Origin of the sequence: Mesorhizobium sp. B2-2-4, from assembly GCF_006442375.1 — a bacterium.
Taxonomy (GTDB): Bacteria; Pseudomonadota; Alphaproteobacteria; order Rhizobiales; family Rhizobiaceae; genus Mesorhizobium.
The window spans coordinates 141,087-164,590 of sequence record NZ_VFWB01000008.1; the positions used below are offsets into that span (position 1 = coordinate 141,087).

A 23,504-nucleotide genomic window follows, 5' to 3' on the forward strand; every position below is an offset into this window, starting at 1 on the left:
CGGCTAATCCTGGGAAATGTTCGCGCCATCGCGTATGGGCAACACCGGGCAGCGGACCCGGCGCCGCTGCTCCTTCCCCTTGTTCGAGCATCGGATTTCCCCTCGACCGTTTCCATTCGGGTCCGATGGTCTAGCCCGCCTTGCCGCCGAGCCATGCCGCGAACTGGTCGATGGTCTGGTCGGCGATCGCCTGCATGGTGGCTGGCGCCACCGCTTTCCAACTGTCGCCGCCCCCGCTGGCGCCGGAATTGGCCGAAGCCGCCTTCTGCTGGCCGTTGATGCGATGCAGGCGGTTGCCCGAGGGATCGTAGACGTCCCACACATAGATGACGGTGGTGTCCTTGCCTTCGGAGATCACCGAGAAATAGCCTTTGAGCACATGGGTCGCGGTCTGGTCGGCGCTGCCGGCCAGCGTGATGCCGCGCTGCCTAGCGCGCGTCTGCAACTCCGCCGTCAGCGGCGTCGCCGCTTCCACCGAAGCGCCGACGATCGGCGCGATCTGCAGGCGCGTCCTGGCAAGGATTGCGGCGGTCTGTGCGGGCGTGGCTGACGTCGTGGTCGTTGCTGGAGCGCCCGCCGTGGTCGTGGCAGGGCCAGCGGGCGCCGGGGTGGCGGCGCTGCCCTGGGTTGCCGGCGTGGCCGGCGCCGCGGCCGTGGGCGGGGTGATGGCGGAGGGTTCGAGGACGTCTTTTGCGTTGGTGCAGGCGGCGAGCGCCAGGACCACGAGCAATGACACGGTCGTCAGCTGCGATCGTCTCATTTGCCTTCTAACTCCTTGGCGAAGAACGCCTCCCATCGTGGATTCACTGTACGATCAAGTCGAGATCATGGCGGGAAAGCGGCTTCGGCTGTGATTCGGTCGTGAGATAGGTGCGGCCAAGCGTCATCGCCGTCTCGGTTTCGGAATCCATGATGATCATGTGGGCGAACAACGTCATGTTCGGCGCGATCGGCTCGGGATTGCCCTGGTAGAACATCGGCATGTCCATCCAGGACGGGGTGAAGCGGGCGCCGACCGAGTAGCCGCAGGCATTCAGCCGATGCTTGGTCAGTCCACGTGCCTCCATGACACGGGCATGCGCGTCGAACACGTCGCCGAAACTGTTGCCCGGCGTCATCGCCTTCTCGACCGCCAGCAGCGCGGCACGGGCCGCGTCGAACAAGTCCTGGTGACGCTTCGAGGCCTTGCCGGTCAGCACCGTGCGCATCATCGGCGCATGATAGTGATGAAAGACTCCCGCCCATTCGAGCGTCAACTGGTCGTTCTTGGTGAGCTTGCGGCGGCCGGCCTTGTAGCGGCACAGCAGCGCGTCGACGCCGGAGCCGATGATGAATTCGTTGGCCGGATAGTCGCCGCCGCCGGCAAAGATCGCGCCTTGCATGGCGGCAAGGATCAGCGCCTCGTCACCGCCCTGCTTGATCAGCGGCAAGGCCGCATCCAGCGCGTCGTCGGCCAGGTTCGCCGCCTTCTCGGCCTTGGCGATCTCGGCCGGGCTCTTGAACAGGCGCAGCCGGCCGACGATGCCGGATGCATCGGCGATCTGGCCGAAGGTCTGCAGCTGCTCGTCGAGGCGGCGGCCATTATAGGCGGTCAGCCCATGAGTGTCGTATTCGACCCCGATGCGGGCGCCGAGCAGGTCGAGCTCGTTCAGCAGATTGCGCAGGTCGACGGCCGGATTGGCGCCATCGCGATCGGTCCACAGCACGATGTTGTCGATGATTGAGGTGTGGCGCGCCTGACGCAGGTCGGCCGAGCGGGTCAGCAACACCATGGACCCGTCGGCTTTCACCACCAGGCACTGGAAGAAGCAGAAACCGAACGTGTCGTAGCCGGTCAGCCAATACATGCTTTCCTGCGCGAAGAGCAGGATGGCGTCGAGCTTCTTCTCGGCCATCTCGATCACCAGCCGGTCGCGGCGCGCGTCGAATTCGGATCGTTCAAAATGCAGCGCCATTATTCACTCTCCAAAACGATTGCCGATATCTGCCGGCCGTAATCGGGTTCCTTGCGGTGCGTCGTGCGCCGGTAGGAGTAAAACAGATATTCCTCGGCATAGGTGCAGCGGCCGAGACCTTGCGCGGTCACACCCGCCCTGTCGAGCCGGTCCACCGTGTAGCGGTTGAGGTCGAACATCGAATGACCGGGATTCGCCGAAGGCGCGAAATATCTGTCATTTTCGCCATCGGCCTCGACGAAGCGGGCGACGAATTCAGGCCCGACCTCGTAGTTTTCCGGGCCGATCGAGGGGCCGAGCACGGCGACGATGTTTTCACGCCTGGCGCCGAGACTTTCCATGGCGGCAATGGTGTTCTCGAGCACCCCCGTGAAGGCGCCTTTCCAGCCGGCATGCGCCGCGCCGATGATACGCGCCGCGGCATCCGCGAACAGCACAGGGCCGCAATCGGCGGTCGAGGCGCCGATGGCGATGCCCGGCCGGTCGGTGACGATGGCGTCGGCCTTGGGACGCTCGCCTGCAAAGGGTCCCCTGGCGACGACGACATCAGGCGAATGGATTTGCCAGGCGGTCAGGAGATGGTCCGCCGGCACGCCCATCCAGGCGGCGACACGGCGGCGGTTCTCGGCGACCAGCGCCTGGTCGTCATCCGAGCCGGTGCCGATGTTGAGGCCCTGATAGATGCCGGTCGAGACGCCGCCGACGCGGGTGAAATAACCGTGGCGGATGCCTTGTGCCTGCGCCAGGTCCAGCAGCGGCGACCGCACGGGATCCAGTTTGGTCTGATTCAGCATGTGGGCGTTGTTGTCCGTGTGGGCGGTTTCGTCAAGAAAAAGTCCGAAGCGAGACGGCCGGCGTTCAGCCGCTCTTTTACCGGACGGGAGATTGGGAGGGGTGACGGTGAAAAGTCAATCCGGCGTGGCGAAGGGGCAACGCAACCAATCCGGGGTAACGGTTCCTTCGCCGCTGCGCGGTGAGGGAGCATTGAACGGAAAAACCCGCCTGTGCGGCGGGTCCCTGGCGCAACTCAGCACCATAACCAAATATCTACCATAGTTGCCTTCACCCTGTCAAGAAAAAATTCCTATCATGAGAAGTTGCCGGCCATGAAAAGCTACCGACACAACCGGACTGGCCGTCGTCACGCCTTGTCAATCCGAGCTCGGAGCCTGGGCAAAGGGGCGAACGGCAACGCCGCGCGGCACTATGGCAAGCACCTTGAACAGGTCGCCCATGGCCTGCGGCCCGGCGAGGCGTTCGACATCGCCAGCGATCTTGTCGCGAGCCGCCTGGCTGGCATCGGCGCCAAGCCGGCCGGCGCGCTCCAGAATGCCCAGGCCGAGCAGGAAATCGCCCTGCGTCGACAGATGGGCGTCGAGACCATGCGCGCGCACCACCCCGGCAAGGGCGGCGAAATCGACATGGGAGGTGAGATCGGCTTCGCCGGGATTGGCCAGCACATCTTCGTGATCATGACGACGCAAGGCCTGCAACGTGTCGCCGACACCCGGCCGCAGATGGCCATAGTCGACAAACAGGCCGGAGCCGCCGTGAGCCGCTATGCGCTCGGCGATGGTCGCCATCAGGGCGCTGCGCGCCGGCGCCACTTCGACGATCGCGCCTTGCGGCGCCTCGCCGGCATCGGCGGGCAGCAGCGTCGGGTCGAGCGAGCCGGCGCCGGCGAAGAAGCAAAGATTGTCAGCGCCGTCGAGGCCGATCACGCGCTCGCGCCAGCCGGTGCCGGTGCGGACGAACTGGCGGATGGGGATGGCGTCGAACAATTCGTTGCCGACGATGAAAAGCGGCTGTGGCGGCAGCGTGTCGATGGTCTCGTGCCAGCGAATGGAGAACGGTGTGGCGCCGAGCGTCTGTTTCTGCACCTCGGTCAGGCGCGGGCTGGTCTCGATCATGGCGAACGCAGCGTCGTTGGCCAGTGCCGGTTCGAGCCGCGACAGGGTGCGCAGCACGTCCTTCATCAGCGTGCCGCGGCCGGGGCCGATCTCGCCGATGGTGACCGGCGTCGGCCGGCCGACCGCCAGCCAGGCCTGGTAGAGCCAGACGGCGACGAGCTCGCCGAACATCTGGCTGATCTCCGGCGCGGTGACGAAATCCCCGGCGGCGCCGAACGGTTCGCGCGTGGTGTAGTAGCCCGCTTCGGGATCGAACAGGCACAATGCCATGTATTCGTTGACGGGGATCGGCCCTGTTGCCTCGATCAGATCGACGATGCGTGCCTTCAGCCGCGTCATGTCGCCTGCGGCCGTGACTGCGGCACCGGCTTGGCTGTCGTCATCGCCCAAATGCCGGCCAGCACCATCGGCGAGGACAGGATCATGCCCATCGTCAGCCAGTTGGTGCCAAGGAGATAGCCGAGCTGCTGGTCGGGCTCGCGGAAGAATTCGACTGCTATGCGCGACAGGCCATAGCCGCAGATGAAGGCGCCGCCGACGAAGCGCGGCGTCTTCAGCTTGAGGCGCGAATGGGTGAGGAAGCGCAGCACGAGAAAGAGCACCAGGCCTTCAAGCAGGGCCTCGTAAAGCTGGCTCGGATGGCGGGTAAACGGCCCGCCATTGGGAAACTCGATCGCCCACGGCACGTCGGTTGGCCGGCCCCAGAGCTCGGAGTTGATGAAGTTGGCGACGCGCACGAGGCCAAGACCGACCGGCACGCCGGCGGCCACGACGTCGAACAGCGACCAGGTGCGGATGCCGCGCTTGATCGAAAACAGCGTCATGGCGAGGATGACGCCGAGCAGGCCGCCATGGAACGACATGCCGCCCTGCCAGACGGCGAAGATGTCGAGCGGGTGCGCGATATAGCGCGGCAGGTCATAGAACAGCACGTAGCCGGTGCGTCCGCCCAGCACGACGCCGATGGCCGCCCAGATGATGAAATCATCGAGGTCCTCCGGCTTCATCGGCAGGATGCCGTCGGCCCAGAGTTTCGGATTGGCGGCGAGCCGCTTGGCGTACCACCAGGCGAACAGGATGCCGACGATGTAGCCGACGCCGTACCAGTGCACCGCCAGCGGCCCGATCTGAATCAGCACCGGGTCGATGTTGGGAAAGGGCAACGAGGCCAGCGGCAGCAGGAAATATTCGTTCAACGGGAGCTCTCGGTTGCGTTTGGCGCGGACCATGCGGCAGGGTTTTGGCGGGGTCAAGGCAAGGTGGTCGGCCTCAAAGATCGGATCGGATCACCGCTTGCAGGCCCATCGCGCCGTGCGGGCGGTGAGCTCAGTCCCTTGGCTTGGCGGCCACCAACTGCCGCAACGCGTCGTTGATCCTGTCCTGCCAGCCGGGGCCATCTTCCTGGAAATGATCGAGCACGGCCCGGTCGATCCGGATCGAAACAAGCTCGCGGACGTTCGGCGCGGCCGAAGCTTCGCGAATTGGCGGTGCCGGCTTCTTCACCGGTTTGAAGGCAGCTTCGGCGGCTGCCATCGGATTGGTCGGTCGGCGCGGAGGGGTTGCCATTGGTGACCTGACTGAAGTGTGCTTGAGGCAATACGAGACGAGAACACAATAGGCGAGCTTGCGCCCTCAAGTACAGCTCTGGCGTCGTCCGGGAGCTTCTTACAGGAATGGCACCGCCATGCGCCACAGCAACGCAGATGGAACGGCAACCCTCAACGTTCTTGCATTCGGCGCGCGGCACTACTAACTCAATTTCAGCAACCGAGGATTTGCCATGTCGACCGGACCGAACCGCATTCTCGACGAATTCGCCAAGCTGATGACCGATGCCGCGGGCGCCGCGCAGGGCGTGCGGCGCGAGGTGGAGACCGCCTTCAAGGGACAGGCCGAACGCATCCTGAATTCGATGGACGTGGTGCAGCGCGAGGAGTTCGAGGCCGCGCGCGAGATGGCCGCCAAGGCCAGGGAAGAGAATGCTCGCCTTGCCGACCGCATCGAGGCGCTTGAGGCCAGGCTTGCCGAACTGACCGGGCAGGCCACACCTGCGGCTTCCGCAAAGCCCAGGCCGAAAAAATAATTCGTTAAACTTTTCCACAAAGCACCAGCCTGAAAAGCGCTTTGCCGTGAATCGCTTACCGGCATTGCGTGACTCTGTGTGACAGTGCCTTTCCACATGCGAATGACGCAGCGCGAAAAATTGGGCTGTTCACGCGACTCCCGATCAATAGACTGAATTTGTTGCATGATTCGGAGCAGGGTCATGCGCCGGGCGGTGGGGTCCGGTCTGGGGTCTTTGCGTCGAGAAGTCCTGGCCGTCCGAGTTCTAGATCAGATTGTTCGTCGTGTGTGCCCCGCGGAGCGTGTGGCGCTCCCCTGAACACAGGAAGCATTCCATGGAACTTCTCGAACTCGAATTCTCCCGCGAAATCCATCCGGTGGATGTCATTGAGCAGGTGGCCCACAACAATGACTGGTCCTTCGAACGGGCCGGCGACGACGAAATCTCGATCTCGGTCGCCGGAAGCTGGACCGACTATCACGTCTCCTTCTCGTGGATGGAGGATTTCGAGGCGCTGCATCTGGCCTGCGCCTTCGACATCAAGGTGCCGGAGGCGCGCGCGCTGGAAGTGATGCGGCTGTTGTCGCTGATCAACGAACAGATGTTGTTCGGCCATTTCGACCTGTGGGAGCAGGAAGGCGCGATCATGTTCCGCCAGTCGCTGCTTCTGGCCGGCGGGGTCGAGCCTTCGAGCCAGCAGGTCGAGGTGCTGCTGTCGTCGGCGCTGGAGGCCTGCGAATGCTACTTCCAGGCGTTCCAGTTCGTCGTCTGGTCCGGCACATCGGCCAAGGACGCGCTGGCCGGGGTGCTGTTCGAGACTTTCGGCAACGCCTGACCAAGATGCCTTCGACATGAGTTCAAGCAGCGAGCGCAAGCCCGAGATCAGTTTCGCCGATTTCGATCGTGTCGACATCCGTGCCGGCACGATCATCGAGGCCGAACCGTTTCCGCAGGCGCGCAAGCCGGCGTTCAAGCTCAAGATCGATTTCGGCCCCGAGATCGGGGTGAAGAAATCGTCGGCGCAGATCACCAAATATTATACGCCCGAGACGCTGATCGGCCGGCAGGTGTTCGCGGTGGTCAATTTTCCGCCGCGCCAGATCGGGCCATTCATGTCGGAAGTGCTGACGCTCGGCTTTCCCGACGAGGAGGGCGCCGTGGTGCTCGGCGCCATCGAGCGCAAGGTGCCGGACGGCGGGCGGCTGTTTTAGCCGAGAGGGAGCGTCAGGCGGCCAGCTTCCGCGTCGTGCCCAGCGCCTCCTGGACCGTATCGAGAAACATTTCCGCACAGGCTTTCCAGCTGTAGCGCATGGCGCGTTCGCGCGCCTGGGCGCGGTCGACATCGAGGGCGGCGAGCGAGGCTTCGCGCAGGTCGCTGGAGACCGCGCCGCCGAAGCCGTCGCCGACGATGTCGATCGGTCCCGTGACCGGAAAGGCGGCGACCGGCGTACCGCTGGCCAGCGCTTCGATGATGACGTTGCCGAAAGTGTCGGTGCGGCTCGGAAAGACGAAGACGTCGGCCGAGGCGTAGATTTCGGCCAGTTCGTCGTTGGGGCGGTGGCCAAGGAAATGGGCGGCGGGGTAGCGCGCCTTGAGCTTCGCCAGTTCCGGGCCCTCGCCGACAATCACCTTGCTGCCGGGCAGGTCGAGATCGAGGAAGGCGGAGAGGTTCTTCTCGATGGCGACGCGGCCGACACAGAGGAACAACGGGCCGGGGAAGCCGAGATCCTTCCTCTTGTCGGGCCGGAAATGATCGGTGTCGACGCCGCGCGTCCATGGCCTCAGCTTGTTGAAGCCGCGCGCTGCAAGATCATCCGCCAGCGACTGCGTCGCGACCAGCGTGCCTTGGCCGGAATTGTGGAAATCGCGCAGCCAGCGATAGGCCCAGCTTTCCGGCACCGGCAGCCGGGCGCTGAGATATTCAGGAAAGCGTGTGTGGTAGCTGGTCGTAAACGGCCGGCCGGCATTGCGGCAGTAGCGCCGCGCCATGATGCCGAGCGGACCTTCGGTGACGATGTGGATGTGGTCTGCCTTGTAGGCCTCGATCAGGCGCGCGACATGACCTGGCGTGGTCAACGCCAGGCGGATATCGGGATAGGTCGGCAAGGGCAAAGTGCGAAAGATGTTGGGCGTCAGGAAATCCACCGCGACATCGAACGATTTCAGTGTTTCGGTGAGCCGCTCCAGCGTGTGGACGACGCCATTGACCTGTGGGCGCCAGGCGTCGGTGACCATCAATATGCGCATGACGGGCCTTTGCTAGAAAGGTCGGCGGTTGCCTCGGCCCGATGCCCGGACGGCGACCAGCCTGCTGCCCTCGCTTCGCTCCAGCACACCCGGGCGGGTACGGGATCGAAGTCAGACGGCGGGCTCGAATCAAGTGAGGTCGCGCGCTTCATGCGCGCTCTTCAGCATGGTTTCATGACGGGCCAATGAAATCGGCCGAGCATGACCTCGTCCGGAAACGGTTTCCGCTTCCCGCGATAAAAATCCCTGTCAGGCCGGAACCTTGATCACGGCGCGCAAGCCGCCGAGCGGGCTGACGTCGAGCGTGATGTCGCCGCCATGGCTGCGGGCGATGTCGCGGGCGATCGACAGGCCGAGGCCAGTGCCGCTGGCATCGAGATTGCGGGCCTCGTCGAGCCGCATGAAGGGTTTGAACACCTCTTCGCGCTTTTCGGCCGGAATGCCCGGACCGTCATCGTCGATGGTGACCACAAGCGAGCCGCGGCCATGATTGGCGGCCACGTCCACCGTCTTGGCGTAGCGGAAGGCGTTGCCGATGACATTCGACATCAGCCTGGCGAAGGCGTTCGGCCGCACATGCACGGTCGGATCGCCGGAAAGCGTCGTCGACAATTTGCATTTGCGCAACCGAGCTTCCTCGCTCAGCTTCTGGAAATAGGCTTCGAGATCGAAGCGCCCGGTGTCTTCCGAGGCCTCGCCGCGGGCGAAGGCAAGATAGCCTTCGAGCATCGACTGCATGTCGTCGATGTCCTGGTTGAGCGCGGCCTTGGTCTCGGCCTTGCCGCCCGCCAGCGCCAGCTGCAGCTTGAAGCGGGTGAGGATGGTTCTGAGGTCATGGCTGACGCCGGTGAGCATGGCGGTGCGCTGTTCGATCTGGCGCTCGATGCGCTCGCGCATCTGGATGAAGGCAAAACCGGCGCGGCGGACCTCCTCCGCGCCGCGCGGGCGGAAATCACGCGGCATCGGCCGGCCCTTGCCGAAGCTTTCGGCGGCTTCGGCCAGCGTCAGGATCGGCCGGATCTGGTTGCGCAGGAAGGGAATGGCGATCATCAGCAGCACCAGCGAGGTACCGACCATCCAGATCAGGAAGATGTGCGTGTTCGAAGCATAGGCCTGGCTGCGGCGCACGAAGACGCGCAACACTTTGCCTTCGAGCTGGACGCGCACCTCGATGATGTTGGAATTGCCGACCGTGTCGATCCAGAACGGCCGGTTGATCTGGCGGGTGATCTCGGCGGAGAGAACGTCGTCGAGGATGGAGAAGAACGGCTTTGGCCCAGGCGGCGGCAGCGGGTCGGGCGGCAGGAGGTCGACCTTCAACTGCATACGGTCCTGGGCAATGCGGATGATGTTGGCGTAGTCGGCGTCGTGCGGATAGGTCTCGATCAGGTCGATGATGGCGGCGATGTCGCGCACGGTCGCCTGCGACAGGCGCTGCGTCACGGTCGCCCAATGCCGCTCCATGAAGACGAAAGCGACCACCGATTGCAGCAGGATCATCGGCGCGATGACGATGATCAGCGAGCGCGCGTAGAGGCGCTTGGGCATGTAGAGCGAAACGAGGCGCCAGAACCGGTTCCAGACGCGCGGACCCCTCTTGAGCAGCCGTGTGGAGCGGGTGCTCAAGCCGTCAGATTCCGGCTGTTCCAGTTCCGTGGTCGCCATTCACCTTTCGCTCGCTCCGTGGCCGTCAGGCAGGCCGAAGGCGGTAGTCTATTCGACGCTGAGCCGATACCCAATACCGCGGACCGTCTGCAGCCAGACCGGATTGGAGGGATCGCGCTCGATCTTGCGGCGCAACCGATTGATCTGGACGTCGATGGTGCGCTCGCCGACATCCGATTCGTCGCCGACCAGTTCGTGGCGCGGGATGGTTTCGCCGGCGCGCGCGGCGAATATCGCCAGGATCTCCTGCTCGCGATCGGTCAGCTTCAGCGCCTCGCCGCCACGCTTCAATTCGCGCCTGGCGATCTGGAATGTGTAGGGACCGAAGACGAGCTGCTCCACCTTGGGCGTGGTCGCGGGGCCGCCGCGGCGCAGGATGTTGTTGATGCGCAGGATCAATTCGCGCGGATCGAAGGGCTTTGGCAGGTAATCGTCGGCGCCGGCCTCCAGGCCGGTGATGCGGCTGTCGGTTTCCGATAGCGCCGTCAGCATCAGGATCGGTACGTTCTTCTCGGCCCGCAGCGCCTTGGTCAGGTCGACGCCGCTTTCGCCGGGCATCATCACATCCAGCACAAGAAGATCGAAGTCGAGGCCGGCGAGCTTGCGCCGGGCTTCGCCCGAATTGCCGGCGACGGTGACGCGAAAACCGTTTTCGGTCAGATATTGCTTGAGCAGGTTGCGGATGCGGGTGTCGTCATCGACCACAAGCAAATGCGGCGCATCGTCGTCCGGTGCGGCCGCGTGATCAGCGCGTTCAGTGCTCTCCATGGCTTTTCCCTGACATTTTTGCGGACCCAACGTCGATCTGGGCTCTCAGTTCCGGATTGACCATTGCTTCGAGGAAGCGTTCCACCTGGGTCCGTTCGGCGGCTCCGGAATCTTCCAATGCAGCATGGATGCGGCGCGACTGTGGCCGTGCCAGCGCCAGCGCCAGCGCGCGGCCCTTGGCGGTCGGATACAGTTCGCGCTGGCGACGGTCGCGCGGCCCTTGCAGCTGCACGACATGGTCGGTGTCGATCAGTTGCTTCAGCACGCGCGCCAGGCTCTGCTTGGTGATCTTCAAGACATCGAGCAGTTCGGCGACCGTCAGGCCCGGCCTGCGGTTGACGAAATGCAGCACCCTATGGTGGGCGCGGCCGAAGCCATAGTCGGCCAGGATCTGATCGGGATCCGAGGTGAAATCGCGATAGGCGAAGAAAAACAGCTCGATGAGGGCGAAATCAATGCCATCCTCGATTGACATCGCGGTCCTGATCGGTGTCCCGGCTGCTCGGCTTCGATCCGTCATCTTTTCTCCATGGGCAGGGAAGATTATGTCAGTACTATTGACGTAATTTCCCTGCAATGGTAATTTTTGACAAGGTTTTGGGCGGATTGCGAACGAAAAGGCAAGACAGGCCGGGTTTTCCGGAACTTCCTGAGTTTGCCAGAGCACGATTATCCGCCTACCTTTCCAGACAGCGGCAGGCGCCCCAACCAGATGGCGCGGCCGACAAGAGCACGCAACGAACAACGATATGCGGGCTGCCGCCCGCGGGAGGTTACCATGGCATCCGTTCCCTTTGATCAACTGGACGGCTTCATCTGGATGAATGGCGAGTTCGTGCAATGGGGCGAGGCCAAGATCCATGTGCTGACCCACGGCCTGCACTATGCCAGCGCGGTGTTCGAGGGCGAGCGCGCCTATGGTGGCGAGATCTTCAAGCTCAACGAGCATACCGAGCGCCTGCATGAATCGGCGCGGCTGCTCGGCTTCAAGATCCCCTATTCGGTGGCCGAGCTCAACGACGCCTCCAGTACCCTGCTGAAGAAGCAGGGCTTCAAGGATGCCTATGTCAGGCCGATCGCCTGGCGCGGCAGCGAGCAGATGGGCGTTTCGGCGCAGAACAACCGCATCAATTGCGCCATCGCCATCTGGCAGTGGCCTAGCTACTTCGATCCGGCGCAGAAGCTGAAAGGCATACGTCTCGATATGGCTGAGTGGCGCCGGCCCGACCCGCGCACGGCGCCGTCCAAATCGAAGGCTGCCGGCCTCTATATGATCTGCACCATGTCCAAGCATGCCGCCGAGGCCAAGGGCTATGCCGACGCCATGATGCTCGACTGGCGCGGCCAGGTCGCGGAAGCCACCGGCGCCAACATCTTCTTCGTCAAGGACGGCAGGATCCACACGCCAAAGCCGGACTGCTTCCTCGACGGCATCACCCGCCGCACGGTCATCGGCCTCGCCAAGGGCCGCGGCCTGGAGGTGGTGGAGCGCGCCATCATGCCGGAAGAACTCGAGGGCTTCGAGCAGTGCTTCCTGACTGGAACGGCAGCGGAAGTGACCCCGGTTTCGGAGATCGGGCCGTACCGATTCGAGGTCGGCGAGATCGCCAAGACTCTGATGAATGACTATTCTGCGGCCGTTCAGCCGAAGCACGCGATCGCCGCAGAATAACGAAAGTCACAGCTTTTCACGCAAGCAGGGGCGGTTTTCGGGCCGCCCCTTTTATTTCAGCGTTTCTGCATTTGACTTTCGCCGAATTCAGCGTCTCCATGATGGTGTCGGCCCGGGAGGCTGGCAGCTATGGAGGGACTGGTAAGATGGACATGAATACGCTTCTTCCGATCATCGTTCAGATCATTACAGGCATCATCGGTGGTCAGGCGGTCGGCGCGGCGATCAAGACGGCGGCGCTGGGGCAGCTTCCCAAGATCCTGGGCGGCGCCATTGGCGGCGTCGGCGGCGCGGCGATCCTCGGCAGCCTGCTCGGCGGCACAGTCGATCCGGCAGCGGCTGCGGCAGCGACGAGTGGTCTGGGCAGCGCGCTCAACCTGCAGAACATCGTCGGCGGCGCCGGCGGCGGCGCGATCCTGACCGGCATTATCGGCGCGGTCATGGGCGCCATGAAGAAGTAAGCCTGCGATCTCGGGCTGGCCAAATGGGCGGCTTCGGCCGCCCATTTCTGTTTCCAGAGCGCGCCGCATGAATGCGTTTCGACGCGACGCGCTTTGGAACGACCGATCCCAAGGGTGGACGCCCTTCGCTCGCGCCTCTACATCACGGCGTGAACATCGAAAGGACGATCATGGGTCAGCTCAATGCCGGCATCGTGCCGGTCACGCCTTTCCAGCAGAATTGCACGATCCTGTTCGACATGGACGACAAACACGGTGTCGTCGTCGATCCGGGCGGCGATATCGACAAGGTGCTGGCGGCGCTGAAGGACAATGCGATATCGGCCGGCGCGATCTGGATCACGCATGGTCATATCGACCATGCCGGCGGCGCGATGGAGTTGAAGGAAGCGCTCGGCGTCGAGATCATCGGCCCGCACGAGGCCGACAGGATGTTGCTCGACAATCTTGAGAACCAGGGCGAGCGCTATGGCATTGCCGGCGTGCGCAACTGCGTGCCCGACCGGTTTCTCACCGAAGGCGAGACGGTCTCGTTCGGCTCGCATCTCTTCGAGGTGCTGCATTGCCCCGGCCACGCGCCCGGCCATGTCGTCTATTACAACCGCGCGGCCAAATTCGCCCATGTCGGGGACGTGCTGTTTCGCGGCTCGATCGGGCGCACCGACCTGCCGGGCGGCGATCATGCGGCACTCATCGCCTCGATCAAGGACAAGCTTTTGCCGCTCGGCGACGACATCGGCTTCATCTGCGGCCACGGTCCGGGCGGGCGTTTCGGCGAGGAGCGGCGGAGCAATCCGTTTTTGACGTGAAGCGCGTCGCGCCGAAGCCGGTGCCGGCTTGACAAAAAAAGCGCCGGCCTTGCGGTCAGCGCTTTTTGTTGAGGCAGGGAAGCCCTTGATCAGTTAGCGGTGCAGAAATGCTGCTCGCCGTCATTGCCGGTGAAGGTGCCGGTGCGGGCGTTGAAGGTGCGGTACCGGTCGGAGCAATAGTCGTACCAGCCGCGCGTCCACGGTTCGGCATAGCGGTCGGCGTAGACCACTTGCGGTTCGGCATAGTAGCGGCGGACCGGCGCCGGGCGAATCCGCACATCGCGATCGTAGTAACCGTCATCGTAGTAGTCGCGGGGCGGCGGCTGCTGGTTGGCCAACGCACCGCCGATCAGCGCGCCGGCCGCGAGGCCGAGGACGCCGGCGGCAACGGCATCGCCATGGTCATGATGGCGGCGGTGACGCCAATCGCCCGCATTGGCCGCGGGCAAGGCCGCGAACGTGGTGGCAACCACTGCGGCGGACAGCACGGCTGTCTTGAAAATTCGGTTCATGTCGATCTCCTTCGTGCCGGCCCGTAAGAATTCCGGGGATGCGGTCCGGCTTTACGAAAGATTAATATGAGACCGTGGCTGAACGGGGGCTGAACGAATTTTTGCCTGACCGGAGGGCACGGGCATCAACTATCGAACGCTCCAGGGAGCGAAGCTGTCCTGCCAGAACAGCCGCCGTTCCGGAGCAGGCTCAGCCGATCGACAGGTTGACGGCCTTGGGACCCTTGCCGCGCTTGTCAGGCTCGGTGTCGAATGTCACTTTCTGCCCATCCTCAAGACCGGGAAGACCCGACGCCTGCACGGCCGAAATATGAACGAAGACATCCTTCGCGCCATCATCCGGTGTGATGAAGCCGAACCCTTTGGCATGGTTGAAGAATTTGACGGTGCCGGTCTGCGGCATGGGAAGCTCCTTTGATCCCATAAACTCCAGTCTCGGGCCGGCAAATGCCCGAATGGAAATTTGTCCTTTATTTTAGCGTCATCGGCAAGAGAAAGTTTTGCGGGCACTTAAAGCGCGTCGCGCTTTAAGTTTTCATTATGATGCATGTCGTTGACCCGACACCGGATCCACTTTGGGGCGACAGCATTTTTGCTGCGCTGCGACATGAAAAAGGCGCGACGAAAATCGCCGCGCCTTCAAAATTCGTTTGCCTCTTCCGAAGTCATTCAAGCTTCGGAGCCTCAGTCGCACGGCTAGGAAGGGCGTGCTGCTGGCCGATGGCTCAGGCGGCGCGGAGGTTGACGGCCTTGGGGCCTTTGCCCATCCGATCCGGCTCGACGTCGAAGGTGACCTTCTGGCCGTCGACGAGCGTGCGCAGGCCCGAGGCCTCGATCGCGGAAATGTGGACGAATACGTCCTTGGCGCCACCGTCGGGCGTGATGAAACCGAAGCCTTTGGTCGCGTTGAAGAATTTAACGGTGCCGGTCTGGGCCATTGGGGAAACTCCTTCACCCGTTCAGTCTTGATGGTCCTGCCCGCCACCTCGCGTCGAGGGCAGTTCCCGGTGGTAGCTTTCGGCAGTCATGCATTGGCGCATGGTCAAACCCCCCGCCGAAAAACGGGGCCGTCAGAGATTCACAGTATCGGGGAAAGGTCGTCCAAAACGTTCCGCTCTCCGGGTCGCAAATGCCCGAACACGGAATTTATCGCACGGAAAAGTGAAGGTTGCAAGATAGCGCCGCGGGCCGCCCCCGATGGGCGCGTCCCGACGCATGAATCGACCAATCCGAGCATCGACGCGCCGCAAATAGGCCTCGTTGCCTGAGGGGTCATCGGCCACAGCCCCGTCACGCATGGGCCAGCGGCGGCGACGGCTGGCGGTGCGAGGCGCCGGGATAATCCAGGCGACGTTCTTTTTAGCAGCCGGCTGCAAACGAGGGTTGCAATCGGCGATGGAATGCGGAGGATCGCAACAGCGCGACTGGTTTGAGCCTTTGCTTCGTGAATATCATTGTCCCGAACAGCTGCGTACTTGGAGCGGCACGCAGCGAGGCGAGGATCGAGGGAGAGACGATCATGAGGTTTCTTGCGGCAATCTTCTCGCGACAGGGTTTTGTCGTCCTGTTCCTGTCGGCTGTTCTTGCCGCCTGTACAGTGGTCGTCGACGACGGCCCGGGACCGCGGCCACGGCCGCCGCGGCCGGGACCGCAATTCTGCACCAAGCAGTACGAGCCCGTCTGCGCCAGGCGCGGTGACGACCGCCAGACCTTCGCCAATGCCTGTCTTGCCGACCGGGCGGGTTATGGCATCGTGCGCGACGGTCCCTGCCGTGACGGCGGCGAGGGTGGCGGCGAGCAGACTTTCTGCACCCGCGAATACGCGCCGGTCTGCGCCCGGCGCGGCGGAGAGTTGCGAACCTTCCCCAACGCCTGCGAGGCACGCGCCGCCGACTACCGCATCGTTGGCGGGGGCCGCTGCTGAAAGGCCGGGTGTTCGTCTTTTCCGCACCTTGGGAAAACGCGGATGCCGTCTAAAACAAATTTCGGGGACGTGTGACGGTCACAACGCGGATGGATAGGCGCCGTCGGCCGGCCCGGAGTAAAGCTCGCTGCCGTGCTCATCGCAGATGCGCACGCGATCGGGGATTTGCGGCATTGCGAGCGTATGGAAGAGCGCGGTGGCGCCCTGCCAGGCTGCGCGCAGGGTAGGGGCTTCCAGCGACACCTTGTCGAGCGTCGCTTCCTCGGCTTCGCGCGATCGGTAAAACTCGATGACGAAATTCAAGGACGCCTCCATGATGCGTTGTTCCGCCAGGGAGATTCTCCGGCAGGAGATTCTGCGGCAGGGATGGGCGCGGAAGAAGTCGTCCGCGATCAGCTCTTCGATTTCGGCTTCAGGCCGCTCTCGGCCTGCTTGACCGACGAGCCGAACGGGGAGGCGGGCTTGGCCACCACCTTGTCCTTCTTGGGCTTTCGTGTTTCGCGGTTGCTGCGCTGTTGACCCTTGGCCATCTTGTCTGCTCCTCGTGCTGGTGGTCTGGCGGCGCCGGGGTCTCAGACCGCCGGATTGTTGCCAACAGTCGGATTGTCACCAATCGGATTGTCGGCTGGTTCGAGATTGTCTTCCGTGGTGACCCGCTCGTGGGTCTCCTGCTCGCTGCGGATGCGGTACTGCGGGGAGCCGTCCTTGACCGGCAGCCTGCTCTTGATCTCGAACAGTTCCGTTGTCTTGTTGAGGAGCCCTGTGCGGCTCTTCATGCGCACGGTCTGGCCGACGGCGAAGAGATGCGAGGGCGTGTCGGTGCGCGGACGCGCATTCTGCTGGAAACGGATCATGCTGCATTCTCCCTGTCGCGCTTCAGCGCTGTTTCGAGGTCCAGGTAATCGATGGCGACGAGTTGACTGGTGGTCGGGTTTTTCACCGCCCTTGCCGGCAAATGGATGAAGGTGGCGACGCGGCGCCAGGCAAGCCGCGACATGCCCTCGATCAGCTCTTCGTCGTGATCGATGTCGTAGTCGCCCGCCGGCAGTTGCCCTTCCAGCCCGCCGAGTACGAAAGGAGCCATGAAATGTGCGACGGAATGGGTCGTGCGGTCCGGCATTGTCCTGCCTTGATGTTTTAAGCCCTGTGGCGACATGCGAGGCGGAGAGCCTCAAAGCAAAAAAGCGGGGACGAGCCCCGCTTTCCTATTTCCGGCAATCGCTGGAAATAAGCCATTTTCGAGAGCTGCCAGTACATCCGTGGTCAGCGGTCATCGAATTCGGCCGGATCAGATCAGTTGCAAATTGGCGGCCGACTCGCGGCCCTTGGCATCACGCTCCAACTCGAATTGCAGCTTCTGGCCTTCGGCGAGGCCAGGAAAGCCCGCGCGTTCCAATGCGCTGACATGGACGAAAACGTCCTTGCCGCCGTCGGTTGGTTGAATGAAGCCAAAACCCTTCTGGCCATTGTAGAATTTCACGGTTCCGGTGTTCATGGGTATCTTTCGAAGAATGAGAACGGTCGCGGAGCAAATGCGCCGCGCTGCCGATATCGATGATTTGGAGTGAGATTGGCGGGTCGAGAACCTCTGACGCCGCGAAATGCCAATTCTGGCCCAAACGCTTATATATATGTAGCTCGACTTTGCATGGGTTTCAAGAAGATTTGGAAAAATAAGTAAGCCAAAGGAAAAAGATCGCTGCGTCCATTTGAAAAACTCTGCTATGGTTTGGTGATATTTTCCAAAAATTCTCAAAAAATCATTTTGGGGTCCGCTCCCGAAATTTGCGTTTTATTTCTCCAAAAAGGACAAAAACCATGGTTTCTGCGAGAAGCTCAAGAGGCAATACCACAGCGATCAACCCGCCTATCAGGCCGGCCACCGCATATGCCGTCGCCATCGGGCGTACCGGCAAACCTATGATCGTCAAGTCGGCGCGGCTGACCATCAGAAGCGACGAGGCTGAAAGGCGGACGATCGCCGATACTGACGGAACGGTTCGGCGCGCCAGGCAGACGGCTGAGACCAACCGGCTGATTTGATCTTGTCCGCGCCGATGGCAAGCGCAAGAAACCAAGCAAAGCCTTGAACCCGCCGCGCCAATGGCCTAGATCGCGGCAGGCGGACAAACACGGCAGGTTTCCCATTAACAGAGATCAGAGACGAGCGGCGGGTGCTGGCGCCAACTCCGGCTCGGGCGGACAGCCGCCGTCGAGTCTCGACCAGCATGTGCAGAGGGCGCTGCAACTGCATCAGGCGGGGCGGCGGCAAGAGGCCGAGGCGCTCTATCGGCAAGTGCTGACGCACAAGGTCAACCATGCGGCGGCTGCGCATTTTCTCGGTCTTTTGCTGCACCAGACCGGGCGCAGCGCCGAGGGGCTCGGTCTCCTCGAGCAATCGGTGCGCTTGCAGCCGAAGAATCCGGATTTCCTCAACAACCTCGGCACGGTGATGCGCGATCTCGGCCGTGTCGCGGCGGCCGCCGACTTCTTCCGCGGCGCGGTGGCGCTGCGGCCGGACCAGCTCGCGGCGCGCGACAATCTCGGCTCGTCACTGAAACAGCTTGGGCAGTTCGAGGGCGCCGAGGAGATCTATCGCGGCACGGTCGCGCGCAATCCCTTCCATTTCCGCGCCCGCATCGGGCTTGCCGAAACCTTGCAGGAAGCGGGGCGCCTGGACGAGGCGCTGGCCGTCTTTCGCGGGGCGCTGTCGATCCGTCCAAAGGACGCCGAACTGCTGCACGGGCTGGGCGTCGGGTTGATGGAAAAAGGCGAGCTCGACGAGGCGGCCGACCTGTTCCGGCAGGCGCTGGCGGCCGATCCCGGCATGGCGCGCGCCTGGCTGATGCTGACGCAGGTCAAGCGTCAGAAGGAGCGCGATGCCGAATTGACCGGGATGGAGGCCCAGCACGCCAAGGCGCTGCCGGACAGCCTGGCGCGCATGCAGCTTGCCTTCGGCCTCGGCAAGGTCAATGACGATCTGAAGGATTATAACAGAGCCTTCGACTATTTCGCCGAAGGCAATGCCATCCGCCGCAAGGGCATCGACTACGACGCGGAAAGGACACGCGCCGAATTCGAGGCTATGAAAACGGTGTTCGACAGGGATTTCTTCCAGAAGCACAGGCCCAGCGCGATCTCCGACGATACGCCGATCTTCGTCGTCGGCATGCCTCGTTCGGGCACGACCCTGGTCGAGCAGGTCATCGCCAGCCATCCGCAGGTCTACGGCGCCGGCGAACTCGGCATCCTGAAGACGGCGGTCGGCAGGCAGTTCCCGGCGACCATGCCCGGCGGCTTCCCCTGGGGCGTTTCGGATGCGCCCGATACGGATTTTGCCGAGGCGGGACGCGCCTATCTCGACATGCTGCATGCCCGCTATCCGCACATGCGCCACGTCACCGACAAGATGCCGGGCAACTTCCTGCTTGTCGGCTTCATCCACATGATGATGCCAAAGGCCAGGATCATCCATTGCGCCCGCGATGCGGCGGCAACCTGCCTTTCGATCTACAAGGTGCATTTCCGCGGCGACAGCCACCGCTACGGCTATGATCTGGGCGAACTCGCCGATTTCCACAATCTCTACACGGACATCATGGCGCATTGGCACAAGGTGCTGCCTGGCGTCGTGCACGATGTGCGCTACGAGGATTTCGTCGCCGACCAGGAAGGCCAGAGCCGGGCGCTGATCGACTATCTCGGGCTGCCATGGGACGATGCCGTGCTGTCGTTCCACCAGACCGACCGGCCGGTGCGCACGGCTTCCGCCGCGCAGGTGCGCCAGCCGATGTATCAAGGCTCGGTCGACCTGTGGAAGCGCTACGGCGACAGGCTGAAGCCCCTGCTGGACAGACTGGCTTAATGCGGCTCGGCATTTCCGGCGGAGCGCTCCCGCTCCGCCCAATTGCGTTGCCTACAATTCCATGAACGTCTGGAATCCGCCGAAGATCATGCGCTTGCCGTCGAACGGCATTGTCGACATATCCGGCTGCAATCGTGGATCGGCCATCACCTTGGCCATGACCGCGTCGCGGTCCTGCCTGGATTTGTAGACGATCCAGGAAAAGATGACGACTTCGTCGTCCTTGGCCTGCACGGCGCGTGGAAACGACGTGACCTCGCCATAAGGCACATCGTCGCCGACGCACTCGACATAGGCGAGCGCGCCGTGTTCCTTCCAGACGGCGCCGGCGGTGTTGGCCAGCTTCTTGTAATCGTCGAGTTTTGCCTTTGGCACGGCAAGCACGAAACCGTCGACATAGGACATGGCAATCTCCTTGTTTGCTGCATCCGGCGCCGGGCCGGCAGGGATGCGACCCGGGGCAGGTGGGCGCGCACTTCTCGCCGAGAGTGCTGACGCCCGCTATCGAATTGCGACGGTTATTGCTCCACTGGAGCGTTCATCGCCCATGCGACTCCGAAAGGGTCCTTCACCTGGCCCCAGCGGTCACCCCAGAACATCACCTGCAGCGGCGTCACGATCTCGCAGCCGGCGTCGACCGCGCGCTGCCACCAGCCGTCGATCTCGTCGCTGCCGAGATGAAGCTGGAGCGTATAGCCCTGCGGCGCCTGGTGCGGGTGGCCGTGCTCGGGATAGGCGTCGCCCAACATCAGCGTCGAGCCGTTGATGTGGAGGTGGACATGCATCGTGCGGCCTTTTTCGTCCGCGGGGTAGGCAAAGACCTGTTCGGCGCCGAACGCCTTCTGGTAGAATTCGGCAGCCTTGAAGGCGCCGTCCACCTGCAGATAGGGGGTCAATCCGCCGAGCACTTTCGCCTTGGGCTGAACAGGGGTCTGGTCGGTCATTGCGTGTTCCTCTTCACGTTTGATTTGGCCTTGCGGACATAGGACGCGTGAGGTGACGGCGGTCCTACATGGGCTTGAAATTTTTCTCGTGGGCCGGGCCCGGACTGGCCGGGCGACCGGCGAACTCCAGCAATAGACGCATGGCTCGGCCGTTCATATGACCCTGGCCGGGACGGCGGCTGAGCGGCGGCTGTTCTGCGCGTCGAAGAGTTCCGGAAAGCCGATGTCCTTGCGCAGTTCGACGGGCAGCGAAAGCAGGATGCGCTCGCTGCGATGGCGGGCACGCGCCGCCGCATATCGGGTTGCGATGCGGCCGATGGAGGAAAGGACGGACATGATGCATTCTCCCTGGGTTGGCGCCGGCATCATCGTGTCGGCATCCCAAGGACGAGGCAGGTTCAGGCGATCCGACAGGTCGTCGATTTTTCTCGCAGCGTTTAATTTCTCATTCGAGCGCCACCGCCTACGCGACCTTGAGCGTCGGAATAGCCGAAACATCCACCTCACGTTCGGCATGCCAGGCATCGAAAGCTGCCTGCATGCGAAGCCAGATCGCGGCCCCGTCGCCGAACAGCTTCCCAAGGCGGGCGGCTACAGCCGGTGAAACCGGCTTCTTTTCGCGGATGATGTCATAGAGCTGCTGCCGGGAGATGCCGAGCAGCTTTGCAATTTCCACCTTGGTCTTTCCAGTTGCCGGGATAATGTCCTCAAGCAGCGCTCCCGGGTGGGAGGGACAGCGCTCGATAGGACGCGTCGGCTCGTGCACGCTCATAGGTCGAACTTCTCCAATCTGGCCGCCTCAGTGGTATTGCTCGAAATCGACGCGGGCGGCGTCTTTGCCGTCGAATTCAAACGTGATGCACCACGGGACGTTGACGTGGACCGTGTAACGGATGGGATCGAAGCCTCTCAGCGCATGGAAGGCAAAGCCAGGAAGGTTCATCTCCTCCGGCTTTTCTGAAGCTTCCAGGCGGTCAAGCCGGACAAGAACGCGCTTGTGCATCTTGGCGTCGATCTTGCCGGTTTTCCCGGTTTGAAAGAGCTCTGACAGGGCCTTGTTCCTGAAAGACTTGATCATGAGGTATGTAAACAGATCGCTTACAAGATTCAAGGACCTGTAAGCGAATAATTTACAATCCGATCTATCCCGCCCCTTCAGCCACGGAGCGGAAGAACTCCTCGGGATCGTCGACTTCGGTCAGCCGCCGCCTCTCGATCAGCCAGAAGCGGTTGCCGATGGCACGGATGAAGGAGCGATCGTGCGAGGCGAGCACGCAGCTTGCCTGGTGCTTGAGCAATTCCTCCTCCAGCGCTTCCTGGCCGTCGATGTCGAGATGGTTGGTCGGCTCGTCGAGCAGATAAAAATTCGGATTGGCGAGCCTCAGCGCAAGCATCATCAGCCGCGCCTTCTGGCCGCCGGACAGCACACTGATCCTGCGCTCCTGCATCTCGATGCCGACGCCGGCGCCGGCAAGCAGAGAGCGGGCGCGCTGTTCGCCGACATCGTAACGGCGCGACACCATCGCCAGTGGCGTATCGTCGCCGCCGATGCCGGACAGGGCCTGGTCGCTGTAGCCGAGCACCGTCGACGGCGTCACCTTCACGTTCTGAACCGTGTCGGGTTCGATAATGGCGTTGCGGATCAGCGTGACGAAGCGCGACTTGCCAACGCCGTTGCGGCCAAGCAGCACGATGCGGTCGCCCTGGCAGATGTGGCGCTTGCCGGTCCTGAACAAGAGCGTGCCGTCGGGCGTTTCCACCGCCGCGTCGTCGAGCGTGATCAGCACCTTGGCGTGCGTGCCGCGATTGGCCAGCCGGATCGCCCCCGCCGATTTCTCGTGATGCGCCGGGGCCGCCGCGTCCTCAAGTCGCTCCGCGCGCTGCTTGAGCTGCTTGGTCTTGACCGTGAGAAGGTCGCTGCCCGAATTGATGCCGATATTGTTGAGCTTGGCGGCCTGGCGTCGCAATTGCTGCGCCACCTTCATGTCGCGCTGGAATTTTCGCTCGGTCGAGGCATCGACCTCATCGAGGGCCTGCCGGGCGCGGGAGTAGGGAAGGGAAAACACCGGCGACTGGTCCGGGCGCAGGAACAACGTGCGGTTGGTGGCGGCGTCGAGAAAGGCGCGGTCGTGGCTGGCGATCACCACCGGCACCTCTCGCGGTAGCGCGTTCAGCCAAGTTTCGAGCTGGCTGATGCGGGCAAGGTCGAGATGGTTAGTCGGTTCGTCGAGCAGCAGCATGTCGGGATCGGTGACCCAGACACGCGCGATCAGTGCCAGCCTCTGCCAGCCGCCGCTCAGCGCCTGCATCTCTCGCTCGCGCATCGCCTCAGGAACGTCGAGCGAATCCAGCACCACATTGACACGCCATAGTTCGCTTTCGGCTTGCTCGGGCGGCAAAGCGTCAGCCACCACCTGATGAAAGCTGCGGCCAAGCAGGGCAGGGGAAACGGACTGCTCGACATGGCCGACGCGCAAGCCGCGCGTGCGGCTAATGTCGCCGGAGGTCGGCTCCATCTCGCCGGCCAGGCATTTGAGCAAGGTCGACTTGCCGCGACCGTTGGCGGCAACGATGCCGAGCCGATCGCCGCTGCCGATGGTGAGGTCGAGATTGGAAAAGAGCGGCGCACTCATCGTGACGCCGAGGGATTTGAGGCTGATCAGGGCCATGTCGATTTCTCTGGTCTATCCGGAAAGTCCGGCTCAAT

General features: G+C 63.0%; 33 protein-coding genes. 9 read left to right on the forward strand and 24 right to left on the reverse strand.

The window, feature by feature from the left end:
- Positions 1 to 130: 130 nt before the first annotated feature.
- From FJ959_RS21370 to FJ959_RS21395, 6 genes are all read right to left on the reverse strand, one after another.
- Complete coding sequence (locus FJ959_RS21370; protein ID WP_140631828.1) at positions 131 to 760, reverse strand: hypothetical protein; 630 nt, start codon at positions 758 to 760, stop codon at positions 131 to 133.
- 43 nt (positions 761 to 803) lie between these two features.
- Positions 804 to 1,955, reverse strand: a complete 1,152-nt coding sequence (locus tag FJ959_RS21375) for a Xaa-Pro peptidase family protein (RefSeq protein ID WP_140516886.1) — start codon at positions 1,953 to 1,955, stop codon at positions 804 to 806.
- A complete protein-coding gene (gene pgeF, locus FJ959_RS21380; RefSeq protein WP_140631830.1) occupies positions 1,955 to 2,749 on the reverse strand; it encodes a peptidoglycan editing factor PgeF in 795 nt (264 codons plus the stop codon). Before pgeF ends, FJ959_RS21375 begins: the two co-directional genes overlap by 1 nt.
- A gap of 357 nt (positions 2,750 to 3,106) precedes the next feature.
- Entirely contained in the window at positions 3,107 to 4,204 is a 1,098-nt protein-coding gene (locus tag FJ959_RS21385) for a class I SAM-dependent methyltransferase (RefSeq protein ID WP_140631831.1), read from the reverse strand.
- Positions 4,201 to 5,061: a prolipoprotein diacylglyceryl transferase gene (gene lgt, locus FJ959_RS21390; protein WP_140631833.1), complete on the reverse strand. Its 861-nt coding sequence runs from the start codon at positions 5,059 to 5,061 to the stop codon at positions 4,201 to 4,203. Before lgt ends, FJ959_RS21385 begins: the two co-directional genes overlap by 4 nt.
- Before the next feature lie 130 nt (positions 5,062 to 5,191).
- Positions 5,192 to 5,431, reverse strand: coding sequence for a BrnA antitoxin family protein (locus tag FJ959_RS21395; RefSeq protein WP_031250360.1), 240 nt, complete (start codon positions 5,429 to 5,431; stop codon positions 5,192 to 5,194).
- Between the two features lie 214 nt (positions 5,432 to 5,645).
- On the opposite strand from FJ959_RS21395, the gene FJ959_RS21400 reads away from it, so the two are divergent.
- The 3 genes from FJ959_RS21400 (at position 5,646) to FJ959_RS21410 (ending at position 7,141) form a co-directional block, all read left to right on the forward strand.
- Positions 5,646 to 5,948: an accessory factor UbiK family protein gene (locus FJ959_RS21400; RefSeq protein ID WP_140496011.1), complete on the forward strand. Its 303-nt coding sequence runs from the start codon at positions 5,646 to 5,648 to the stop codon at positions 5,946 to 5,948.
- A 316-nt stretch (positions 5,949 to 6,264) separates the two neighbouring features.
- Positions 6,265 to 6,765, forward strand: a complete 501-nt coding sequence (locus FJ959_RS21405) for a YbjN domain-containing protein (RefSeq protein WP_127855850.1) — start codon at positions 6,265 to 6,267, stop codon at positions 6,763 to 6,765.
- A gap of 16 nt (positions 6,766 to 6,781) precedes the next feature.
- The gene (locus tag FJ959_RS21410) at positions 6,782 to 7,141 is read left to right on the forward strand and encodes a tRNA-binding protein (RefSeq protein WP_140496010.1); all 360 of its coding nucleotides are present in this window, start codon (positions 6,782 to 6,784) and stop codon (positions 7,139 to 7,141) included.
- A gap of 13 nt (positions 7,142 to 7,154) precedes the next feature.
- On the opposite strand, the gene FJ959_RS21415 is transcribed toward FJ959_RS21410, so the two are convergent.
- From FJ959_RS21415 to FJ959_RS21430, 4 genes are all read right to left on the reverse strand, one after another.
- On the reverse strand, positions 7,155 to 8,177 hold the full coding sequence (locus tag FJ959_RS21415) for a glycosyltransferase family 1 protein (protein ID WP_140516878.1): 1,023 nt from the start codon (positions 8,175 to 8,177) through the stop codon (positions 7,155 to 7,157).
- A 249-nt stretch (positions 8,178 to 8,426) separates the two neighbouring features.
- Positions 8,427 to 9,842 carry an ATP-binding protein gene (locus tag FJ959_RS21420; protein ID WP_140631836.1) on the reverse strand — a complete coding sequence of 472 codons (1,416 nt, stop codon included), beginning with the start codon at positions 9,840 to 9,842 and terminating at the stop codon, positions 8,427 to 8,429.
- Between the two features lie 48 nt (positions 9,843 to 9,890).
- Entirely contained in the window at positions 9,891 to 10,610 is a 720-nt protein-coding gene (locus FJ959_RS21425; RefSeq protein WP_140631839.1) for a response regulator transcription factor, read from the reverse strand.
- On the reverse strand, positions 10,597 to 11,130 hold the full coding sequence (locus FJ959_RS21430) for a MarR family transcriptional regulator (RefSeq protein ID WP_181165219.1): 534 nt from the start codon (positions 11,128 to 11,130) through the stop codon (positions 10,597 to 10,599). Before FJ959_RS21430 ends, FJ959_RS21425 begins: the two co-directional genes overlap by 14 nt.
- A gap of 258 nt (positions 11,131 to 11,388) precedes the next feature.
- Here FJ959_RS21430 and FJ959_RS21435 point away from each other — a divergent pair, with 258 nt between their 5' ends.
- The 3 genes from FJ959_RS21435 to FJ959_RS21445 all read left to right on the forward strand — a co-directional run bounded on the left by FJ959_RS21435 (position 11,389) and on the right by FJ959_RS21445 (position 13,552).
- Positions 11,389 to 12,282 carry a branched-chain amino acid aminotransferase gene (locus FJ959_RS21435; RefSeq protein ID WP_140631841.1) on the forward strand — a complete coding sequence of 298 codons (894 nt, stop codon included), beginning with the start codon at positions 11,389 to 11,391 and terminating at the stop codon, positions 12,280 to 12,282.
- Positions 12,283 to 12,428: 146 nt separating this feature from the next.
- Positions 12,429 to 12,743 (forward strand): hypothetical protein, encoded by a 315-nt coding sequence (locus tag FJ959_RS21440; protein WP_140496005.1) that lies wholly within the window; start codon positions 12,429 to 12,431, stop codon positions 12,741 to 12,743.
- 170 nt (positions 12,744 to 12,913) lie between these two features.
- Positions 12,914 to 13,552, forward strand: coding sequence for an MBL fold metallo-hydrolase (locus tag FJ959_RS21445; protein WP_140496004.1), 639 nt, complete (start codon positions 12,914 to 12,916; stop codon positions 13,550 to 13,552).
- 89 nt (positions 13,553 to 13,641) lie between these two features.
- On the opposite strand, the gene FJ959_RS21450 is transcribed toward FJ959_RS21445, so the two are convergent.
- The 3 genes from FJ959_RS21450 to FJ959_RS21460 all read right to left on the reverse strand — a co-directional run bounded on the left by FJ959_RS21450 (position 13,642) and on the right by FJ959_RS21460 (position 15,002).
- On the reverse strand, positions 13,642 to 14,064 hold the full coding sequence (locus FJ959_RS21450; protein ID WP_140631844.1) for a BA14K family protein: 423 nt from the start codon (positions 14,062 to 14,064) through the stop codon (positions 13,642 to 13,644).
- 190 nt (positions 14,065 to 14,254) lie between these two features.
- Positions 14,255 to 14,467 (reverse strand): cold-shock protein, encoded by a 213-nt coding sequence (locus FJ959_RS21455; RefSeq protein ID WP_006202521.1) that lies wholly within the window; start codon positions 14,465 to 14,467, stop codon positions 14,255 to 14,257.
- Between the two features lie 322 nt (positions 14,468 to 14,789).
- Positions 14,790 to 15,002, reverse strand: a complete 213-nt coding sequence (locus FJ959_RS21460) for a cold-shock protein (protein WP_006202520.1) — start codon at positions 15,000 to 15,002, stop codon at positions 14,790 to 14,792.
- 581 nt (positions 15,003 to 15,583) lie between these two features.
- On the opposite strand from FJ959_RS21460, the gene FJ959_RS21465 reads away from it, so the two are divergent.
- The gene (locus FJ959_RS21465) at positions 15,584 to 15,988 is read left to right on the forward strand and encodes a Kazal-type serine protease inhibitor (RefSeq protein ID WP_140631846.1); all 405 of its coding nucleotides are present in this window, start codon (positions 15,584 to 15,586) and stop codon (positions 15,986 to 15,988) included.
- 78 nt (positions 15,989 to 16,066) lie between these two features.
- Here FJ959_RS21465 and FJ959_RS21470 read toward each other — a convergent pair whose 3' ends face one another.
- From FJ959_RS21470 to FJ959_RS21485, 5 genes are all read right to left on the reverse strand, one after another.
- On the reverse strand, positions 16,067 to 16,291 hold the full coding sequence (locus FJ959_RS21470; RefSeq protein WP_140496001.1) for a hypothetical protein: 225 nt from the start codon (positions 16,289 to 16,291) through the stop codon (positions 16,067 to 16,069).
- An 89-nt stretch (positions 16,292 to 16,380) separates the two neighbouring features.
- A complete protein-coding gene (locus tag FJ959_RS31885; protein WP_181165218.1) occupies positions 16,381 to 16,518 on the reverse strand; it encodes a hypothetical protein in 138 nt (45 codons plus the stop codon).
- 42 nt (positions 16,519 to 16,560) lie between these two features.
- Complete coding sequence (locus FJ959_RS21475) at positions 16,561 to 16,842, reverse strand: hypothetical protein (RefSeq protein ID WP_140496000.1); 282 nt, start codon at positions 16,840 to 16,842, stop codon at positions 16,561 to 16,563.
- A complete protein-coding gene (locus tag FJ959_RS21480; protein WP_140516870.1) occupies positions 16,839 to 17,108 on the reverse strand; it encodes a hypothetical protein in 270 nt (89 codons plus the stop codon). Before FJ959_RS21480 ends, FJ959_RS21475 begins: the two co-directional genes overlap by 4 nt.
- 168 nt (positions 17,109 to 17,276) lie before the next feature.
- Positions 17,277 to 17,483, reverse strand: coding sequence for a cold-shock protein (locus FJ959_RS21485; RefSeq protein ID WP_140495998.1), 207 nt, complete (start codon positions 17,481 to 17,483; stop codon positions 17,277 to 17,279).
- A 323-nt stretch (positions 17,484 to 17,806) separates the two neighbouring features.
- Here FJ959_RS21485 and FJ959_RS21490 point away from each other — a divergent pair, with 323 nt between their 5' ends.
- Positions 17,807 to 18,031 (forward strand): hypothetical protein, encoded by a 225-nt coding sequence (locus tag FJ959_RS21490; protein ID WP_140495997.1) that lies wholly within the window; start codon positions 17,807 to 17,809, stop codon positions 18,029 to 18,031.
- A 187-nt stretch (positions 18,032 to 18,218) separates the two neighbouring features.
- Positions 18,219 to 19,853 carry a tetratricopeptide repeat-containing sulfotransferase family protein gene (locus FJ959_RS21495; protein WP_140631849.1) on the forward strand — a complete coding sequence of 545 codons (1,635 nt, stop codon included), beginning with the start codon at positions 18,219 to 18,221 and terminating at the stop codon, positions 19,851 to 19,853.
- 51 nt (positions 19,854 to 19,904) lie between these two features.
- Here FJ959_RS21495 and FJ959_RS21500 read toward each other — a convergent pair whose 3' ends face one another.
- The 6 genes from FJ959_RS21500 to FJ959_RS21525 form a co-directional block, all read right to left on the reverse strand.
- Positions 19,905 to 20,258, reverse strand: coding sequence for a DUF1428 domain-containing protein (locus tag FJ959_RS21500; RefSeq protein WP_140495995.1), 354 nt, complete (start codon positions 20,256 to 20,258; stop codon positions 19,905 to 19,907).
- A 113-nt stretch (positions 20,259 to 20,371) separates the two neighbouring features.
- Positions 20,372 to 20,797 (reverse strand): glyoxalase/bleomycin resistance/extradiol dioxygenase family protein, encoded by a 426-nt coding sequence (locus FJ959_RS21505; protein ID WP_140495994.1) that lies wholly within the window; start codon positions 20,795 to 20,797, stop codon positions 20,372 to 20,374.
- 153 nt (positions 20,798 to 20,950) lie between these two features.
- Positions 20,951 to 21,133 carry a hypothetical protein gene (locus FJ959_RS21510; RefSeq protein ID WP_140495993.1) on the reverse strand — a complete coding sequence of 61 codons (183 nt, stop codon included), beginning with the start codon at positions 21,131 to 21,133 and terminating at the stop codon, positions 20,951 to 20,953.
- 127 nt (positions 21,134 to 21,260) lie between these two features.
- Positions 21,261 to 21,569 carry a HigA family addiction module antitoxin gene (locus FJ959_RS21515; RefSeq protein WP_140516860.1) on the reverse strand — a complete coding sequence of 103 codons (309 nt, stop codon included), beginning with the start codon at positions 21,567 to 21,569 and terminating at the stop codon, positions 21,261 to 21,263.
- 27 nt (positions 21,570 to 21,596) lie between these two features.
- Positions 21,597 to 21,875 (reverse strand): type II toxin-antitoxin system RelE/ParE family toxin, encoded by a 279-nt coding sequence (locus FJ959_RS21520; protein WP_140567047.1) that lies wholly within the window; start codon positions 21,873 to 21,875, stop codon positions 21,597 to 21,599.
- A gap of 64 nt (positions 21,876 to 21,939) precedes the next feature.
- Complete coding sequence (locus FJ959_RS21525) at positions 21,940 to 23,466, reverse strand: ABC-F family ATP-binding cassette domain-containing protein (RefSeq protein WP_140631852.1); 1,527 nt, start codon at positions 23,464 to 23,466, stop codon at positions 21,940 to 21,942.
- Positions 23,467 to 23,504: the final 38 nt, after the last annotated feature.

Bases quoted from the DNA above. Each gene is read 5' to 3' on its own strand.
- FJ959_RS21370 (WP_140631828.1), bottom strand. From the start codon at position 760: ATGAGACGATCGCAGCTGACGACCGTGTCATTGCTCGTGGTCCTGGCG.
- FJ959_RS21375 (WP_140516886.1), bottom strand. From the start codon at position 1,955: ATGGCGCTGCATTTTGAACGATCCGAATTCGACGCGCGCCGCGACCGG.
- pgeF (WP_140631830.1), bottom strand. From the start codon at position 2,749: ATGCTGAATCAGACCAAACTGGATCCCGTGCGGTCGCCGCTGCTGGAC.
- FJ959_RS21385 (WP_140631831.1), bottom strand. From the start codon at position 4,204: ATGACGCGGCTGAAGGCACGCATCGTCGATCTGATCGAGGCAACAGGG.
- FJ959_RS21395 (WP_031250360.1), bottom strand. From the start codon at position 5,431: ATGGCAACCCCTCCGCGCCGACCGACCAATCCGATGGCAGCCGCCGAA.
- FJ959_RS21400 (WP_140496011.1), top strand. From the start codon at position 5,646: ATGTCGACCGGACCGAACCGCATTCTCGACGAATTCGCCAAGCTGATG.
- FJ959_RS21405 (WP_127855850.1), top strand. From the start codon at position 6,265: ATGGAACTTCTCGAACTCGAATTCTCCCGCGAAATCCATCCGGTGGAT.
- FJ959_RS21410 (WP_140496010.1), top strand. From the start codon at position 6,782: ATGAGTTCAAGCAGCGAGCGCAAGCCCGAGATCAGTTTCGCCGATTTC.
- FJ959_RS21415 (WP_140516878.1), bottom strand. From the start codon at position 8,177: ATGCGCATATTGATGGTCACCGACGCCTGGCGCCCACAGGTCAATGGC.
- FJ959_RS21420 (WP_140631836.1), bottom strand. From the start codon at position 9,842: ATGGCGACCACGGAACTGGAACAGCCGGAATCTGACGGCTTGAGCACC.
- FJ959_RS21425 (WP_140631839.1), bottom strand. From the start codon at position 10,610: ATGGAGAGCACTGAACGCGCTGATCACGCGGCCGCACCGGACGACGAT.
- FJ959_RS21430 (WP_181165219.1), bottom strand. From the start codon at position 11,130: ATGACGGATCGAAGCCGAGCAGCCGGGACACCGATCAGGACCGCGATG.
- FJ959_RS21435 (WP_140631841.1), top strand. From the start codon at position 11,389: ATGGCATCCGTTCCCTTTGATCAACTGGACGGCTTCATCTGGATGAAT.
- FJ959_RS21440 (WP_140496005.1), top strand. From the start codon at position 12,429: ATGGACATGAATACGCTTCTTCCGATCATCGTTCAGATCATTACAGGC.
- FJ959_RS21445 (WP_140496004.1), top strand. From the start codon at position 12,914: ATGGGTCAGCTCAATGCCGGCATCGTGCCGGTCACGCCTTTCCAGCAG.
- FJ959_RS21450 (WP_140631844.1), bottom strand. From the start codon at position 14,064: ATGAACCGAATTTTCAAGACAGCCGTGCTGTCCGCCGCAGTGGTTGCC.
- FJ959_RS21455 (WP_006202521.1), bottom strand. From the start codon at position 14,467: ATGCCGCAGACCGGCACCGTCAAATTCTTCAACCATGCCAAAGGGTTC.
- FJ959_RS21460 (WP_006202520.1), bottom strand. From the start codon at position 15,002: ATGGCCCAGACCGGCACCGTTAAATTCTTCAACGCGACCAAAGGCTTC.
- FJ959_RS21465 (WP_140631846.1), top strand. From the start codon at position 15,584: ATGAGGTTTCTTGCGGCAATCTTCTCGCGACAGGGTTTTGTCGTCCTG.
- FJ959_RS31885 (WP_181165218.1), bottom strand. From the start codon at position 16,518: ATGGCCAAGGGTCAACAGCGCAGCAACCGCGAAACACGAAAGCCCAAG.
- FJ959_RS21475 (WP_140496000.1), bottom strand. From the start codon at position 16,842: ATGATCCGTTTCCAGCAGAATGCGCGTCCGCGCACCGACACGCCCTCG.
- FJ959_RS21480 (WP_140516870.1), bottom strand. From the start codon at position 17,108: ATGCCGGACCGCACGACCCATTCCGTCGCACATTTCATGGCTCCTTTC.
- FJ959_RS21485 (WP_140495998.1), bottom strand. From the start codon at position 17,483: ATGAACACCGGAACCGTGAAATTCTACAATGGCCAGAAGGGTTTTGGC.
- FJ959_RS21490 (WP_140495997.1), top strand. From the start codon at position 17,807: ATGGTTTCTGCGAGAAGCTCAAGAGGCAATACCACAGCGATCAACCCG.
- FJ959_RS21500 (WP_140495995.1), bottom strand. From the start codon at position 20,258: ATGTCCTATGTCGACGGTTTCGTGCTTGCCGTGCCAAAGGCAAAACTC.
- FJ959_RS21505 (WP_140495994.1), bottom strand. From the start codon at position 20,797: ATGACCGACCAGACCCCTGTTCAGCCCAAGGCGAAAGTGCTCGGCGGA.
- FJ959_RS21510 (WP_140495993.1), bottom strand. From the start codon at position 21,133: ATGTCCGTCCTTTCCTCCATCGGCCGCATCGCAACCCGATATGCGGCG.
- FJ959_RS21515 (WP_140516860.1), bottom strand. From the start codon at position 21,569: ATGAGCGTGCACGAGCCGACGCGTCCTATCGAGCGCTGTCCCTCCCAC.
- FJ959_RS21520 (WP_140567047.1), bottom strand. From the start codon at position 21,875: ATGATCAAGTCTTTCAGGAACAAGGCCCTGTCAGAGCTCTTTCAAACC.
- FJ959_RS21525 (WP_140631852.1), bottom strand. From the start codon at position 23,466: ATGGCCCTGATCAGCCTCAAATCCCTCGGCGTCACGATGAGTGCGCCG.